The 14,843-nt window shown below is 66.9% G+C and carries 15 protein-coding genes and 1 riboswitch; of the genes, 9 read left to right on the forward strand and 6 right to left on the reverse strand.

Translation table 11 applies throughout. The features are described from left to right. Positions 1-33: 33 nt before the first annotated feature. On the reverse strand, positions 34-768 hold the full coding sequence (locus ACIQXM_RS05160; protein ID WP_400928556.1) for a response regulator: 735 nt from the start codon (positions 766-768) through the stop codon (positions 34-36). Next, on the reverse strand, positions 765-2,123 hold the full coding sequence (locus ACIQXM_RS05165) for a histidine kinase (RefSeq protein WP_400928559.1): 1,359 nt from the start codon (positions 2,121-2,123) through the stop codon (positions 765-767). Before ACIQXM_RS05165 ends, ACIQXM_RS05160 begins: the two co-directional genes overlap by 4 nt. A 134-nt stretch (positions 2,124-2,257) precedes the next feature. On the opposite strand from ACIQXM_RS05165, the gene ACIQXM_RS05170 reads away from it, so the two are divergent. Both ACIQXM_RS05170 and ACIQXM_RS05175 read left to right on the forward strand, forming a co-directional pair. Continuing rightward, positions 2,258-2,833, forward strand: coding sequence for a hypothetical protein (locus ACIQXM_RS05170; RefSeq protein ID WP_400928562.1), 576 nt, complete (start codon positions 2,258-2,260; stop codon positions 2,831-2,833). A 31-nt stretch (positions 2,834-2,864) separates the two neighbouring features. Then, positions 2,865-3,878, forward strand: coding sequence for an adenosine deaminase (locus ACIQXM_RS05175; RefSeq protein ID WP_400928565.1), 1,014 nt, complete (start codon positions 2,865-2,867; stop codon positions 3,876-3,878). Positions 3,879-3,893: 15 nt separating this feature from the next. On the opposite strand, the gene ACIQXM_RS05180 is transcribed toward ACIQXM_RS05175, so the two are convergent. Next, on the reverse strand, positions 3,894-5,204 hold the full coding sequence (locus ACIQXM_RS05180; protein WP_400928568.1) for an APC family permease: 1,311 nt from the start codon (positions 5,202-5,204) through the stop codon (positions 3,894-3,896). A gap of 165 nt (positions 5,205-5,369) precedes the next feature. Between ACIQXM_RS05180 and aspS the strand changes: the two genes are divergently transcribed. Further along, on the forward strand, positions 5,370-7,166 hold the full coding sequence (gene aspS / locus ACIQXM_RS05185; RefSeq protein WP_400928571.1) for an aspartate--tRNA ligase: 1,797 nt from the start codon (positions 5,370-5,372) through the stop codon (positions 7,164-7,166). A gap of 110 nt (positions 7,167-7,276) precedes the next feature. Here the strand turns inward: aspS and ACIQXM_RS05190 are convergent, their stop codons facing one another. Together ACIQXM_RS05190 and ACIQXM_RS05195 are read right to left on the reverse strand one after the other, a co-directional pair. Then, positions 7,277-7,930 carry a hypothetical protein gene (locus ACIQXM_RS05190; protein ID WP_400928573.1) on the reverse strand — a complete coding sequence of 218 codons (654 nt, stop codon included), beginning with the start codon at positions 7,928-7,930 and terminating at the stop codon, positions 7,277-7,279. Positions 7,931-8,209: 279 nt separating this feature from the next. Next, the gene (locus ACIQXM_RS05195; protein WP_400928575.1) at positions 8,210-8,716 is read right to left on the reverse strand and encodes a flavin reductase family protein; all 507 of its coding nucleotides are present in this window, start codon (positions 8,714-8,716) and stop codon (positions 8,210-8,212) included. 56 nt (positions 8,717-8,772) lie between these two features. Further along, positions 8,773-8,891: riboswitch (SAM riboswitch) on the reverse strand. Positions 8,892-8,996: 105 nt separating this feature from the next. Here ACIQXM_RS05195 and ACIQXM_RS05200 point away from each other — a divergent pair. Continuing rightward, entirely contained in the window at positions 8,997-9,833 is an 837-nt protein-coding gene (locus tag ACIQXM_RS05200) for a PhzF family phenazine biosynthesis protein (protein WP_400928577.1), read from the forward strand. Positions 9,834-9,842: 9 nt separating this feature from the next. Continuing rightward, positions 9,843-10,919, forward strand: coding sequence for a nitronate monooxygenase (locus ACIQXM_RS05205; protein ID WP_400928580.1), 1,077 nt, complete (start codon positions 9,843-9,845; stop codon positions 10,917-10,919). An 18-nt stretch (positions 10,920-10,937) separates the two neighbouring features. Here ACIQXM_RS05205 and ACIQXM_RS05210 read toward each other — a convergent pair whose 3' ends face one another. Next, positions 10,938-11,573 (reverse strand): acVLRF1 family peptidyl-tRNA hydrolase, encoded by a 636-nt coding sequence (locus ACIQXM_RS05210; protein WP_400928583.1) that lies wholly within the window; start codon positions 11,571-11,573, stop codon positions 10,938-10,940. A 232-nt stretch (positions 11,574-11,805) separates the two neighbouring features. Between ACIQXM_RS05210 and ACIQXM_RS05215 the strand changes: the two genes are divergently transcribed. The 4 genes from ACIQXM_RS05215 to ACIQXM_RS05230 all read left to right on the forward strand — a co-directional run bounded on the left by ACIQXM_RS05215 (position 11,806) and on the right by ACIQXM_RS05230 (position 14,840). After that, positions 11,806-13,095, forward strand: coding sequence for a replication-associated recombination protein A (locus tag ACIQXM_RS05215; RefSeq protein WP_400929512.1), 1,290 nt, complete (start codon positions 11,806-11,808; stop codon positions 13,093-13,095). Between the two features lie 288 nt (positions 13,096-13,383). After that, a complete protein-coding gene (rpsD, locus tag ACIQXM_RS05220; protein ID WP_152227785.1) occupies positions 13,384-14,010 on the forward strand; it encodes a 30S ribosomal protein S4 in 627 nt (208 codons plus the stop codon). A 173-nt stretch (positions 14,011-14,183) separates the two neighbouring features. Continuing rightward, complete coding sequence (locus tag ACIQXM_RS05225; RefSeq protein ID WP_400928586.1) at positions 14,184-14,558, forward strand: DUF948 domain-containing protein; 375 nt, start codon at positions 14,184-14,186, stop codon at positions 14,556-14,558. Between the two features lie 27 nt (positions 14,559-14,585). Beyond that, the gene (locus ACIQXM_RS05230) at positions 14,586-14,840 is read left to right on the forward strand and encodes a hypothetical protein (RefSeq protein WP_400928589.1); all 255 of its coding nucleotides are present in this window, start codon (positions 14,586-14,588) and stop codon (positions 14,838-14,840) included. The last annotated feature ends 3 nt before the right edge of the window (positions 14,841-14,843 follow it).

The raw sequence follows: 14,843 nt of genomic DNA on the forward strand, positions 1-14,843 counted from the left end.
GGGGTGAAGAATTTGGTCCCGGCTGCCGCGCTGTTAGCGGTGCTCTCGAGCCCGGTAGGCGAGCGCCGCCTGCACCCGGGAGGCAACCCCGAGCTTGGCCAGCACCCGGGACACATGGGTCTTCACCGTGGTTTCCGCGATGCCCAGCCGGCGGCAAATCTGCTGGTTGGACAGCCCTTCGCCGAGACAAGCCAGGACCGCTTCTTCCCGGGCGGTCAGCGGGTCCGCCGTCGGCCCGTCAACCAGTTCGGCAGGCAGTCCGGGACCGTTTCCCGGGCCTGGCCCCGGCCGTGTCCTGCCGGCGGTCCCTGCGCCGTGCTGCCCCTGCACGAAGGCCGAGATCAGCGCGCCGGTGACTTCGGGGGAGAGGACGCTGTCGCCGTCGGCCACGCTGGAGACTGCGCGCACCAGATCAGCCGGTTCCACGGACTTTAGGAGGAATCCGGCAGCCCCGGCGCGCAGGGCGGCGTAGACGTATTCGTCGATGTCGAACGTGGTCAGCACCAAGACGGCGGCGAGCTTCTCTCCGGTGATTTCGGCCGTGGCGGCGATACCGTCCATGCCCGGCATACGCAAATCCATGAGGACGACGTCGGGGCGCAGGGCCCGTGCCATGCTCACCGCCGTGGCCCCGTCAGCTGCCTCGCCCACCACCGTGAAACCGCCGACGGACTCCAGGATTATCCGCAGTCCGGCGCGAATGGCTGAATGGTCATCCGCAAGCAGGATGCTGAGACTGGTTCCTGTGGTTTGTGTGCCTGTGGTCACTGGATCTCCCGGGCCTGGATGGAATGCTTCGGCCGAAGCCCTGCAGGCCCGGTTTGTCCTGCCGCCCCGGTTTGCCCTCCCGGCCCCGGCATCCCTGCGGGTCCTGCCGGAAGGAGCGCCTGCACTACCCATGAACGCGCAGTCGTCCAGCCGTCCGGTTCCGTGATGCCCGCGCTGAAGCTGCCCTGCAGCTGTCCGACCCGCAGGAACATGTTCCGCAGCCCTGTCCCGTTGCCGCCGGTGCCGTTCCCGCCGGTGGTTTCCCCGCCGGTGCCCTCTCCGTTTGCCTCGGGCACCGCGTTGCTGATCTTCAGGTCCACTGATCCTTCGCGCTGCCGGACCGTGACGCAGATGTGGGTGCCGGGCGCATGCCGCACTGCATTGGTCAGGGATTCCTGCACAATCCGATAGGCGCTGCTGCCCACCAGGGCGGGGACTTCAATGCCGGGCTCCATCTCCAGCTCCACCGGGTTGCCGGCCAGCCTCGCGGATGCTGCCAGCGTTTCCAGCTGCTGCAGTCCGCCGGCCGCGGTCTCCGCAGGCGCCGTGTCTGGTCCGCCGTCGGCTTCAAGCAGGCCGATCAAGGACCGCATTTCCTGCAGGGCCTGCACGCTTTCGGTGCGCACCTGCGCCAGTACCCGCCGGTCCAGGTCCGGGTTTTCGGCAGCCAGGGCGGCTGCCGACTGCAGCGCCACAGCGGAAAGGTGGCCGGCAATGGCGTCGTGAAGTTCGCGGGCCATGGCCCCGCGCTCAGCGGTCACGGCCATCCGCAGGTTCAGTTCGGCCAGTTCTTCGGTGCGTTCGGCGCGGAGCCGCTCGGTCTCCGCGCGCTGCCGCTCCTGTTCCGCGCGGTCGCTTTGGTGCCGGACGGAGCTGGCCCACCACAGCGGCATGAGGCAGATTAGGACAGCCTGAAACAATCCGAGCAGGGCCGCCGGCCAGCCTCCGTAGCTCAGCCCCACGGCCAGCGGAAGGACCACGGCACCGGCAACCGCGGCGTTCTGGACGGCCCGGCTCAGGCGCGGTGAGCCGTAAAGAATGCCGGAGTAGAAGAGTTCGAACACCAGCAGATAGGTGATGATGCCGCCGCCCAGCAGTACGCTGCCCACGACGGCGGAACCTGTCACTGCGAGCATCACCGGCACGCTCCGCCGTCGGAATACCAGGCCGGCGCACCCAAGCAGCAGCAGCGGCAGCCAGCTCCAGTCCGGAGCCCCGGGCAGGGGCGGCACCAGGTCGGCGCCGTTGACGCCGATGAGCGTCAGGATGCCGCCGGCCAGCAGGTATCCCACGGCGGAGGCGAAGCCGGACTCCCAGATTCCGTCCAGGGAATAGCGGCTTTTAGAGGCAGGCATGCCTACAGCGTAGCCATCGGAGCGGCCTGCGGAGCGGCGCCGGGGCGTTGGTCCTCCAAAGGGATGACGGCGGCCGCCCGGGATGGCACCAAGTACCGACGACGGCGCCGGGCTGCGGGGGCTTAGCTGGTGTCATGGACGTTTTGGTATATCTCATCATCGGCTGCGAAATCGGCTTCTGGGTGCTGCTCGCCGCGGGCCTCGGCACCCGGTATCTGCTGCATCAAAAGCGACTGGGGCTGGTGCTGCTGGCCTGTGTTCCGCTGCTGGACGCGGTGCTGCTGGCGGCCGCAGGAACCAACCTCGCGCGGGGCGGCACCGCGGAAGCGGTGCACGGACTGGCTGCCTTCTATCTGGGCTTCAGCGTGGCGTTTGGCCATACCCTGATCCGCTGGGCCGATGTCCGGTTTGCCCACCGCTTTGCCGGCGGCCCGGCCCCGGTCAAACCGGTGAAGGGCACTGCCGCTTACCGGCACTCGCTCTGGGTGGAATACGGGCGGGTCCTGATTGCCATGGCCATTGCGGTTGCCGTGCTGCTGGTCATGATTCAGTTCCTGGCTGCCCCCGGCGAGGCGGGCGAACTGTGGAACTGGGTGAAGCGGGCCGGCGTGGTGGCAGGCATCTGGCTGGCCGCCGGTCCGGTGTACGGGATGTTTGAACGGCCGGCGCAGACTGCAGGGGCACAGGGCGGGCCAACCGCCCGGAGCTGAAGGCGCCTTCGGCATCGCCTAGGCTTAAAGCATGTCGACTGCACCCATCGAGCCTTTGCTGCCCTCCGCTGAACTCCACCTGCACATTGAAGGAACCCTGGAGCCGGAGTTGATTTTCGAACTGGCGGACCGGAACGGAATCACACTTCCCTACGCGGACCTCGAGGAGCTGCGCAGCCGGTACGAGTTCACCGACCTGCAGTCCTTCCTGGACCTCTACTACTCCAACATGGACGTGCTGCGGACCGAAGCCGACTTCGCCGACATGACGCGGGCCTATCTGCGCCGGGCGGCAGCAGCCGGAGTGCGCCACGTGGAAATGATGGTTGACCCCCAGGCGCACCTGCTCCGCGGTGTTCCGCTGGCGGACTGCATTAACGGGGTGGCGGGGGTGCTGGCCACCAGCCTGGAGGATTACGGCATCTCCACCGAACTCATTGCCGCGTTCCTGCGGGACCGGCCGGCCGCCGAGGCCGAGGAAGTCCTGGCCCGGCTGATTGAGTCCAAGGCGCCGATCGCCGCCGTCGGCCTGGACTCCGCGGAGATGGGCTACCCGCCGGAAGGCTTCATCCAGCTGTACCGGATGGCCCGCGAAGCAGGCCTCAAATGTGTGGCCCACGCCGGTGAAGAGGGACCTTCGCATTACATCGAGCAGGCGCTGGACCTGCTGCTGGTGGACCGGATTGACCATGGCCTGCGCTGCCTGGACGACTCCGAACTGGTGGAACGCCTTGTCCGGGACCAGGTGCCGTTGACCCTCTGCCCGTTCTCCAACGTGCGGCTGCGTTCGGTGGACACGCTCGCGGACCACCCGCTGCCGCAGATGTTGGCCCGCGGGCTCAACGTGTCGGTGAACTCCGACGACCCGGCCTACTTTGGCGGCTACGTGGACGATATCTTCGCCCAGCTTCGGCAGACCTTCGACCTCACCCCTGACCAGCTCGCAAAGCTGGCGGCCAACTCGGTGGAGGCCTCCTTTGCCCAGCCGGACCGGAAGGCCGAGCTGCTGGATCTGATTCGGAACTGGCGGCGGGCCCAGGACTGAAGGTCCGGCCTTGCACTAGGCCTGGTTGGGCGGGGCGGGCGGCCCTGCACCCGGGGGCGGGCTGCCGGACCGGTGGAACGTCAGCCGCACCACCAGGCCAAACACCAGCACGATCAGCATCATCAGGACCGCCGCCAGCGGCAGGCTCAGCGCCGTCACCAGGGCGCCGGCCAGTCCGGCCAGGTTAACGGCCCGCGGCGTGTACCAGCGCCGCTGTTCCAGCGCATAGCCGCACAGATTGGTCATGGCTGCGTGCAGCAGCAGCGCAAAGCAGGCCAGGGCCAGGAGCGTTCCCAGGCTGGCGGTCAGCACCAGCACGACGACGACGGCGCCCGCCGCGGCGGCAGCCGGCCACGGCACCCGCCGGGTTTTGCCCGTGCGGGCGAAAACCCGGGGGAGGTCGCCGTCGTCGGCCATGGCAGCCGCCGTATGCGCGCTTCCTTCCGTGAGCAGCCACACGCCGGACAGGCTGGCCGCACCGGCGGCGATGGCCACGGCCCCGGTGCCGATCCCCAGACCCACATTCGCCACCGGTTCACGCAGCGGAGCCAGCGACGCCGCCAGGCCCGCCGGCCCGGAGAACCAGGCCAGCAGGGACTGGTTCACCAACAGATACAGCCCGAGGGCCACCAGGATGGACGCCGGAATGGCACGCGGAAGGTTCCGGTCCGGGGCGCGGACCCGGAAGCCGCCCGATGCCAGGCGGGCGTACCCCGCAAAGGCAAAGAACGCGAAACCCGCTCCCTGCAGCAAACCGGCGGTGGACTCGGTCTCCTCCAGGACGCCCGGCGGCGGGGGAGGACCTCCGGCCTCGTTGAAGGCCACCACCACCCCAAAGCCCAGTACGCCAATCACGAAGGCCAGCACAAAACGGATCACCCAGGTGCTGCGCTGCAGGCCGAACAGATTCAGCGCGGTTGCCGCCGCCGCAGCTCCAACCGCCGCTGGACGCGCCTGGCCGGGGAGCACATACAGGCCAAAAGCCAGGGAGAGGACGGCGGCGGAGGTCACCAGGGCACACACCATGGTCCAGCCGGTGAAGAAACCCGCATGGGTACCAAAAATGACTCGGGCTGCCGAGCGCGTTGTGCCCCCGGCATTCGAGTGGCCGCTGGCGCGAAGACCGGCGCCGAGCAGGAAAGTTGATGCGGCCGAGCAGTACGCCACCAGGGCGGCCAGGACGAGGGATGCGGCCGTCGCGAAACCGGCGGCTGCCGCAACCGGGGGCAGGACCACGAAGATCCCCCCGCCCACCATGCAGCCGATGCCCACCGTGGTGGCGTCGAAGCCGCCCAGCGGAAGTTTCACGTCGGAGCTTCCGGACACGCGTCCCTCCGATCAGTCGGGCCCGGCCGGCAGTGCGGCCGCAACGGCTGCGCGCTGGGGTCCTTGGCTGGGAAAGGAAGTGAACACCGGTAAACTTCTATAGAGACCTTGTATTCACAATGAGCGGGAACAGTGTTTTCCGCAAGCAATCTTGAAAGGACTGCTGTGCTGCGCACTCATGCCCTTGGTTCCCTGAGGGCCGAGCATATTGGACAGACCGTCACCCTCGCTGGCTGGGTGGCCCGACGCCGGGACCACGGCGGCGTTGCCTTCCTCGACCTCCGCGATGCTTCCGGGATCGCCCAGGTAGTGGTTCGGGAAGAAGACGTCTTCCACGGACTGCGCAACGAATACGTACTGCAGATCACCGGCACCGTGCAGAAGCGCCCCGAGGGAAATGAAAACCCCTCACTGGCCTCCGGCGAAGTGGAAGTCATTGCTGACGAAGTTGTGGTCCTGAACACGTCCGACCCGCTGCCGTTCCAGATTGACGAGCATGTGGAAGTTGGCGAAGAGGCCCGCCTGAAGCACCGTTACCTGGACCTGCGCCGTCCCACTCCCGCACGCAACATGCGCCTGCGCTCCGAAGCCAACCGGGTGGCCCGAAACCTGCTGCACGACGAAGGTTTCGTGGAAATCGAGACTCCCACGCTGACGCGCTCCACCCCTGAAGGCGCCCGCGACTTCGTGGTTCCGGCACGCCTGGCACCGGGGTCCTGGTATGCCCTGCCCCAGTCCCCGCAGCTCTTCAAGCAGCTGCTTCAGGTGGGCGGGTTCGAGAAGTACTACCAGATTGCCCGCTGCTACCGCGATGAAGACTTCCGCGCCGACCGCCAGCCGGAATTCACCCAGCTGGACATTGAAGCCAGCTTTGTCGAGGAAGATGACATCATCGCTCTCGGTGAGTCCGTGGTGAAGGCGCTGTGGAAGCTGATCGACGTCGACATCACCACTCCGATCCCGCGCATGACGTACGCGGACGCCATGGCCCGCTACGGATCCGACAAGCCGGACCTGCGCTTCGGCCTGGAGCTGACGGACCTGACGGAATTCTTCAAGGACACGACCTTCCGCGTGTTCCAGGCTCCCTACGTGGGCGCCGTCGTGATGCCCGGCGGTGCCTCGCAGCCCCGCCGCACGCTGGATGCCTGGCAGGAATGGGCCAAGCAGCGCGGCGCCAAGGGACTGGCCTACGTGCTGATCCAGGAAGACGGCACGCTGACCGGCCCCGTTGCCAAGAACCTCACCGACTTTGAGCGCGAAAACCTCGCGGAAAAGGTTGGCGCCAAGCCCGGAGACTGCATCTTCTTCGGTGCCGGCGAGACAACCGAAGCCCGTGCCCTGCTCGGCGCAGCCCGCGTGGAAATCGGCCACCGCACCGGCCTGATCGACCCCAACGACTGGGCCTTCGTCTGGGTTGTTGACGCACCCATGTTCGAGCCGGCTTCCGCTGCCGTCGCCGCCGGTGACGTGGCAGTGGGCGGAGGAGCCTGGACGGCCGTCCACCACGCCTTCACCTCCCCGAAGCCCGAGTTCATGGACACCTTCGACACGGATCCCGCGTCGGCGCTGGCCTACGCCTATGACATTGTCTGCAACGGCAACGAAATCGGCGGCGGCTCCATCCGTATCCACCAGCGTGACGTACAGGAACGCGTCTTCAAGGTCATGGGCCTTTCGCAGGAGGACGCACAGGAGAAGTTCGGGTTCCTGCTTGAGGGCTTCAAGTACGGCGCACCGCCCCACGGCGGCATCGCCTTCGGCTGGGACCGCGTGGTTGCCCTGCTGTCCGGCAGCGAGTCCATCCGCGACGTCATTGCCTTCCCGAAGTCCGGCGGCGGCTACGACCCGCTGACCCAGGCACCGGCTCCGATCACTGCCCAGCAGCGCAAGGAAGCCGGCGTGGACTTCAAGCCGGAGAAGAAGGCTGAGGCCAAGAAGGACGACGCCAAGAAGGACTAGGTCTTTCGCAGGATTCCAGAATGATGAAAGTGCCCGGCCGTTGATGCGGCCGGGCACTTTCATGTTTCTGCGCGCCGGTAATTCTCGGTAATTTATTCCGACAGCCTTTTTTAGCCCGGTGCGGGTGCCGTAGTTGCGGGCCCCATGGACGTTTCGGGCGCCATAGTGGGGACCGGCAAATTGTAGACAACAAGCCAGTAATCTCCGTCCGGGCCGTCCACTGTGATGGATGCCGGGGTTTGATCGGGTGTGACGATGTGTTCGAAAGACGTCAGAACCGGCCAATTGCAGTTGTTGCTGCTGGCAGCGGTAACCGGGCCAGAACCAGCGTCCAGGACCTCGATGCTGTAATCCCCGGGCTGGTTGCAGGTGAGGAACACGCTGAAGCTGGTCCCCGGTTCCACCCGGGGCAGATCGAAGGTACTCCTCCCGGTGCCGCGTTCCTCGAGTACAAGGTCGGCGTTGAGTGGACGCCACTTGGGGTTTTGCTGGAAGTAGCTCTCAAGACTGATGGGATTGTCCGCCCGGAACAGTGCCGTCATGGCCGGGTCATTGGGGACAGGAGGCTCCGTGCTTCCGGGGGGCACTTCCACGCCGATGCTGCTCCGGCTGGAAGAACGGGCTGAGGGGGACGCCGTGGCGGTCTCCTCGGCAGTGGCCGCCGATGTGGCCGGTTGAGAGGAAACGGCCTCGGGCTCCTCCTGGGCGCTGCACCCTGTCAGCACCATGCCCAGCGCCGCTGCGGGAAGCAGGGCCTTCTGCATAAACGGCAAATCCGACGCGCTGCCGGGCCTTGCCTTATTCCGTGATGTTCCATTGGCATTTCTGTTTCTGGCCATCTCCGCTACTTCCTTCCGAAGTAATCCGAAGAACGATAGTGGCCCCGGCTACAAATGTAAAGGATTGGTAACGGACGGCCGCTGTCATAAACCCGTGGAATATCAGGTCCGATTTCGTGCGGTTTGGGAAAATCCGGACGGTCCGCAGCGGCCGGAATTTCCCAAAGTGGCCGGAATTTCCCAAAACGGTGGTGCCGCGTGAAGTCAGGCGAAGGACGGGACGCCCAGATGCCGAAAGGCTGAGCCGTGGAAGACCAGCGGCTCGCGGGCATCGTCATGGGCGGCATGGCCGTGGACGCGCAGCAGCACCACGGCATGGTCTCCGGCGGGAATTTCGTTCTCCACGGAGCATTCCAGCCACAGGGCAGCCCGGTCCAGGAACAGGGAGCCGGAGTCGTCAGTGTGCAGGCTAAGGCCGGCAAAACGATCACCGGACTTGGACGCAATTTGCCGGCAGATGCCCTCGTGCCCGGAACCCAGGACAGAGACTCCGATCCTGGCTGCGCCCCGCAGAAGCGGCCAGGTCCGGGACGTGTTCTGCACGGCAAACAGCACGAGCGGCGGATCCATGGAAACGCCCACGGTGAAGGAGGAAGCAACAATGCCCTGCGGTTCGCCGTCCACCACGGCACACAGAGCGGCAATGCCGGAGGGGAATCGGGAGAAGGCCCGGCGCAGGGCGGCCGGCTGAAGGTCGGTTGTGAGCGTCATGCGGAAAAGGTCCTCTGCCTCAAGCGCCCGGCGGCCGTGACCAGCACGGCAGCGAAACGCGGTACTTGCCGGACCGGTTGGAAGAACCGGCGGCCGAATCGTCACCTGGAGCACCCCGCTACGGCGAGAGGGTTGCCGCCCAGCCGGCCAGGGCCTGTGGCTGGGACTCATGATTCTGGTTCCACGGTAGGCCCGGCTGCACCGAGGCGCAAACCCCCGCCACAGTTCGTAAAACTCCGCTTCATAAAACTCCCGCAACCGAAGGGATACAGTTTTCACCATGAGACAGCGGTGGTTTAAACAGGTGGACGTTTTTGGCAGCGAACCGTATTTGGGCAACCCCCTGGCGGTGGTGCTGGAAGCGGAGGGCCTCACCGACGCGGATATGGAGTCCTTCGCGCGGTGGACCAACCTGTCCGAGACAACGTTCGTGCTGCCGCCCACGGTGGACGGCGCCGACTACCGGGTGCGGATCTTCACCCCGGGCGGGGAACTCCCGTTCGCGGGACATCCGACCCTGGGAACCTGCCACGCCTGGCTGGAAACCGGGGCCAAGCGCCGCTATCCCGACGTCGTCGTCCAGGAGTGCGGCATCGGCCTGGTGACGCTGCACGCCAATGCCGGCATCGCCGCGTTTGCCGCCCCGCCGCTGCAGCGCTCGGGTCCGTTGGAGGAAGAAATCCTGGACCAGGCGCGGCGGGCCCTGCACCTGGAACCGGGACAGGTGCTGGCTTCCAACTGGATTGACAACGGACCCGGCTGGCTCGGACTCCTGCTGCCCGACGCCGCGACTGTCCTGGGTCTGTCACCGGACCCTGCCGTCATGGGCAACCTGCGCGTGGGCGTGATCGGAGCGCAGCCGGCGGATGCTGAAACGGACTTTGAAGTGCGTGCCTTTGTGCCGGGACTGGGCGTTGCCGAGGATCCGGTGACGGGAAGCCTCAACGCCGGCCTGGCCCAGTGGCTGATCGGAGCGAATCTGGCGCCGGACCGCTACGTCGTCACGCAGGGAACTGCCGTCCAGCGCTCCGGGCGGGTGCGGGTCTTCACGCGCGACGGCAAAATCTGGGTGGGCGGATCCACGGTCACCTGCATCGACGGCACCGTGACGCTCTAGGCCGGAACCATGTTCACCCTGAATTCGCTGTCGCTTCCGGTCCTTGGCGCGCCGATGGCCGGTGGACCCTCCACGCCGGAGCTGGCCGCAGCGGTCAGCAACGCCGGAGGGCTCGGATTCCTTGCTGGAGGGTACAAGAGTCCCGACGCTGTCCGCGGTCAGATCACCCGGACCCGCGAACTGACCCGGCGGCCTTTCGGCCTGAATATCTTTGTGCCCGATCATGCCAACACGTATGCCGATACGTCGCAGGAGAAGCAGGCCGGTAAGCTCGCGGCCTCGCTGGCCTACCGCGAGGCCCTGGCCGCCGCGGCACAGGAGGGTCCGGCCGGAACAGTAATCCCCGAACCGGGATTTCCCGATCCGCAGGACGACGACTGCTGGCAGGCCAAACTGGAGCTGGTCCTGCGGGAACGGGTTCCCGCCGTGTCCTTCACCTTCGGGCTGCCGGGGCCGGATGTGTTCGCGGAGCTTGCCGGACAGGACATCTGCACCGTGGTCACGGTCACCAACGAACAGGAGGCCAGAGCCGCTGCAGCAGCGGGTGCGCACCTGCTGTGTGTGCAGGGTCCGGAGGCCGGCGGACACCGCGGAACCCTGGACAGCGGGAAGACACCCGGAGAAGCCTCACTGACGGACCTGTTGGATGAGGTTCGACAAGCCTGCCCGCTGCCGCTGGTGGCTGCCGGCGGAATTTCCACCCGGCACGATGCCGCCGCTGCCCTCGCCGCAGGAGCCTCGGCGGTTCAGGTGGGAACCCTGCTGCTGCTGGCCAATGAGGCAGGCACCTCGGCGGTGCACCGGACTGCCCTCCGCGATGCCGTCCTAGGACGCAGGGACCCGCGCACCTCGGTTACCCGTGCCTTCTCCGGCCGTCCGGCCCGCGGGCTGACCAACGGCTTCATGCGCGCCCATCCGGATGCCCCGGACGCCTATCCGTTCCTGAACCAGATCACCGGGCCGCTCCGTGCAGCAGCAGCGGCATCCGGGAACCCCGAAGCAGTGAGCCTGTGGGCGGGAACCAGGTACCGGCACGCGGCTGAAGAACCCGCACAGGCCAGCGTCCGCAGGTTGTTCCCCGGGTGAAACTGCAGTACGGAACCCTCAGGGCACCGTAATCCGGATGGAAACCGAGCAGGCATCCTTCGCCGCCTGAGCCAGCACGGCCAGCTTGGGGTCCTGGACATCGAGGGGCTGCAGCCGCGGCAGACTGCTCCACGGAGCAAAAACCTTCTGCCGGGCCAGCAGTTCAGTCAGCGTCCGGTCTCCGCCGAATACGAGGTACTCCGGCGGATGGCCGGCGAAAAGTCGCGCGGCCTGCTCGGCGGCGGTCTCCACCAGCGCGTCCGCCTGGTTGGCCCGGCGCCGGGCAAAACGCTGCTGCGACCCGCCGCCGGCCGCGGTTCGGGACTGCACGTACCGGTTGCCGGCCTTGGACGCGAGCAGCAGCCCCTCTCGGGCCACACCGGCGGCGTACCCTCCGCGGCGCAGCAGCACGATCCCGAGGGTGCGGGACTGGCCGGCCAGGGAGGCCAGGCGTTCGACGTCGCTGGTCCCGCGTCCCGGGCGTCCGTCGTCGGGCCAGGGCGCCCGCAGATCCGCTTCGGTTCCGTTGGCGGCGCGGACGTGCAGTCCGCCGTGTTCGGGTGTGATGTCCAGCTCACCGTTCCCGGCGGCCAGGCGGTCCAACCAGCCCGGCAGGCGCTGCGCAGAAACGAAGGTGTGGCGTGTGGCGGGCATATCGCGATTCTCCTGGTGATGCTGCCCACCGAGCGTGTCGCAGCGGCCGGCACCTGCCGGACCAACTCCCACGCTACGGCACGAGTAGCCTTGGGACGTGAGTGATTTGTTCAGCAGCGACGACAGTGACAGTGCCACGGGCACGGACAACCAGTACGACGACGGCGCAGGTTTCGGTGCAGGCGAGGACGACGGCGCCCCCAAGCGTCCGCGCAGCCCGCTGGCGGTGCGGATGCGTCCGCGCACCCTCGATGAAGTTGTGGGCCAGCAGCACCTGCTCGGCCCGGGATCACCGCTGCGCACCCTGGCGGAGTCAGCCGATGACCGCGGTCCCGCCGGGCCGTCGTCGGTCATGCTGTGGGGGCCTCCGGGAACCGGCAAAACCACGCTGGCGCATGTGGTGGCGCGAGGATCCGGACGGAAGTTCGTGGAACTGTCCGCGATCACCGCCGGCGTCAAGGACGTCCGCCGGGTCATGGAGGAAGCGCTCACCAACCGCGACCTGCACCGCATCACCACCGTGCTGTTCCTGGACGAGATCCACCGCTTCAACAAGGCACAGCAGGATGCCCTGCTGCCGGGCGTGGAGAACCGGTGGGTGGTCCTGGTGGCCGCCACTACGGAGAACCCGTCCTTCTCAGTGGTCTCCCCGCTGCTCTCGCGTTCCCTGCTGCTGACCCTGAAGCCACTCACCGAGGATGACATTGCCGCCCTGCTCAAGCGCGCCGTGGAAGATGAGCGCGGCCTCGCCGGCCGGGTCCGCCTCAGCGACGAGGCCCTGGAACACCTGGTGCGCCTGGCCGCCGGGGACGCCCGGCGCGGCCTGACCGCACTGGAAGCCGCGGCCGGCGTCGCGTACTCCGAACGCACCGCGGGTGCGGACATCCCGGAGGTCACCCTCAGCGATGCAGAGAAGGCGCTGGACGTGGCGGCGCTGCGCTATGACCGGGCCGGAGACCAGCACTACGACGTCACCAGTGCCTTCATCAAATCCCTGCGCGGCTCCGACGTGGACGCGGCCCTGCATTACCTGGCCAAGATGCTCGAAGCGGGGGAGGACCCGCGGTTCATCTCCCGCCGCCTGATGATTTCCGCCGCCGAGGACGTGGGCATGGCGGATCCCACCGCGCTGCAGACCGCCGTCGCTGCCGCCCAGGCGGTGCAGATGATCGGCATGCCGGAGGGCCGGATCATCCTGGCCGAGGCAGTGGTCCACATTGCCACCGCACCCAAGTCCAACGCCGCCTACAACGGCATCAATGCCGCCATCGCTGACGTGCGGGCCGGCCGGGGACAGGGGATTCCTGCCCACCTGCGGGACGCGCACTATCCCGGAGCCAAGCAGCTCGGGCACGGCAAGGGATACATCTACTCCCATGACTCACCGCACGGCGTGGCCCGGCAGCAGTACCCGCCGGATGACCTGGTGGGCCGCAATTATTACGAGCCGACGGTCAACGGAGTGGAACGCGACATCGCTGCGCGGCTGGAGCGGCTGCGGGGGATTGTCCGCGGGAAGTGAAGCGGCGGGAAAATGGAGGGTGCAGTACAGGCGGCGCGGGCACCCCGCGGCGGACCCGTGCGCCTGCTGCTGCGTGCTAGCATTGATGGTTGACTGGCAAGTGCGACGCCAAGCCCCCTTTTCGCTTTTACGAGCGTCAGGTGTGCCCGGCGCCGTTTCTGTAGCAGAAGGCAGCGGTTGGCCCGAGCTCTCCCTAATGGAGGCCAGTACTTACGTATCAGTCATCGCGGTATCCCGGCGCAAGCCAGGGCCATGGTGGCCAAACCGCCAAAACAGTGAAAGGTGAACGTGGCTAACAACACACGTGCACGCCGTCAGGCCCGCGCTTCGCGCGCCCTCGGCATTGCTTTGACCCCCAAGGCAGCCAAGTACTTCGAGCGTCGTCCTTACCCGCCGGGTGAGCACGGCCGCGCACGTCGCAAGCAGGACAGCGACTACGCGGTACGCCTGCGTGAAAAGCAGCGTCTGCGCGCCCAGTACGGTATCCGCGAAGCACAGATGACCCGTGTCTTCGAGGAAGCCCGCCGCACCGCCGGTCTGACCGGTGAAAACCTGATCGAGCTGCTCGAGATGCGTCTTGACGCCCTCGTGCTGCGCGCCGGCTTTGCCCGCACGATCGCCCAGGCCCGCCAGCTTGTTGTGCACCGTCACATCATGGTTGACGGCGCCCGCGTGGACCGCCCGTCGTTCCGCGTTTCCGAAGGCCAGCTCATCCATGTGCACCAGCGCAGCGAGACCATGACGCCGTTCCAGGTTGCCGCTGCCGGCGCCCACCGCGACGTCCTGCCTGCTGTTCCGGGTTACCTGGATGTTTCCCTGGACAAGCTGCAGGCACGCCTCGTGCGTCGCCCGAAGCGTTCGGAAATCCCCGTGACCTGCGAAGAGCAGCTCGTCGTGGAATACTACGCACGCTAATCTCGAGTCTTCTCGATTTTTGCAACAGCCCGCGGCCCGTGCCGCGGGCTGTTCGCTTAAGCGGCCCGTTTTGCCGGTGCACTGCGCGCCGCGGAAGCAAGTAAGTGCTGTGGCCTTGAAGTAGGTAAGGTACATAGCGGAAGTTTTTAGTTTTTAACCCAAAGAGGAGAACCATGTCGGGTGGAGATATTGCCGGTCTGATTGCGGCCGGTGTGTTTGCGGTGCTGGTGGTGCTGCTGGCCGTCCCGATCTGGAAGCTGGGCAAGGTGTTTGATGAGCTGCGCGGCGCCATCCGCACGATCAGCGACGAAACGACTCCGCTGATCGAGGAAGTCACCACCACCGTGTCCACCACCAACCTGCAGCTGCAGAAAGTGGACGGCATTTCCTCCAACGTCTCGGACGCCACGGCGAACATCTCCGCGCTGTCCTCCCTGGTGGCCGCCACCGTCGGTTCGCCGCTGATCAAGGTCTCCGCCTTCAGCTACGGCGTCCGTTCGGCCATTTCTGCCCGCGGCAAGAGCCGCGGCCGCCGCAGCAGCCGCTAATCCGCCACCAGCACAGGAGCGAAGAGAATGATCAAGCGAGTCTTTTGGATGTCCATCGGTGTCACCATCGGGGTCATCGCCGTCCGCCGCCTCTCGGACGCCAAGAACACCCTGGGTCCGGCCGGACTCAACAAGGCCGTCGGCACCGCCGCCGACGCCCTGCAGAACTTTGCCGATGCGTTCCGTGAAGGCATGACCGAACGGGAAGGCGACCTGCGCACCGCCCTGGGCGTGGAAACCGGCGACACAGTTGCCGGCACCATGGCCGCCGCCCGCCGCTGAACC

Source organism: Arthrobacter sp. NPDC097144 (assembly GCF_044762205.1).
GTDB lineage: Bacteria > Actinomycetota > Actinomycetes > Actinomycetales > Micrococcaceae > Arthrobacter_B.

Bases quoted from the DNA above. Each gene is read 5' to 3' on its own strand.
- ACIQXM_RS05215 (WP_400929512.1), top strand. From the start codon at position 11,806: ATGCGTCCGCGCACCCTCGATGAAGTTGTGGGCCAGCAGCACCTGCTC.
- ACIQXM_RS05210 (WP_400928583.1), bottom strand. From the start codon at position 11,573: ATGCCCGCCACACGCCACACCTTCGTTTCTGCGCAGCGCCTGCCGGGC.
- ACIQXM_RS05175 (WP_400928565.1), top strand. From the start codon at position 2,865: ATGTCGACTGCACCCATCGAGCCTTTGCTGCCCTCCGCTGAACTCCAC.
- ACIQXM_RS05165 (WP_400928559.1), bottom strand. From the start codon at position 2,123: ATGCCTGCCTCTAAAAGCCGCTATTCCCTGGACGGAATCTGGGAGTCC.
- ACIQXM_RS05225 (WP_400928586.1), top strand. From the start codon at position 14,184: ATGTCGGGTGGAGATATTGCCGGTCTGATTGCGGCCGGTGTGTTTGCG.
- ACIQXM_RS05205 (WP_400928580.1), top strand. From the start codon at position 9,843: ATGTTCACCCTGAATTCGCTGTCGCTTCCGGTCCTTGGCGCGCCGATG.
- ACIQXM_RS05200 (WP_400928577.1), top strand. From the start codon at position 8,997: ATGAGACAGCGGTGGTTTAAACAGGTGGACGTTTTTGGCAGCGAACCG.
- ACIQXM_RS05230 (WP_400928589.1), top strand. From the start codon at position 14,586: ATGATCAAGCGAGTCTTTTGGATGTCCATCGGTGTCACCATCGGGGTC.
- ACIQXM_RS05190 (WP_400928573.1), bottom strand. From the start codon at position 7,930: ATGCAGAAGGCCCTGCTTCCCGCAGCGGCGCTGGGCATGGTGCTGACA.
- ACIQXM_RS05195 (WP_400928575.1), bottom strand. From the start codon at position 8,716: ATGACGCTCACAACCGACCTTCAGCCGGCCGCCCTGCGCCGGGCCTTC.
- ACIQXM_RS05170 (WP_400928562.1), top strand. From the start codon at position 2,258: ATGGACGTTTTGGTATATCTCATCATCGGCTGCGAAATCGGCTTCTGG.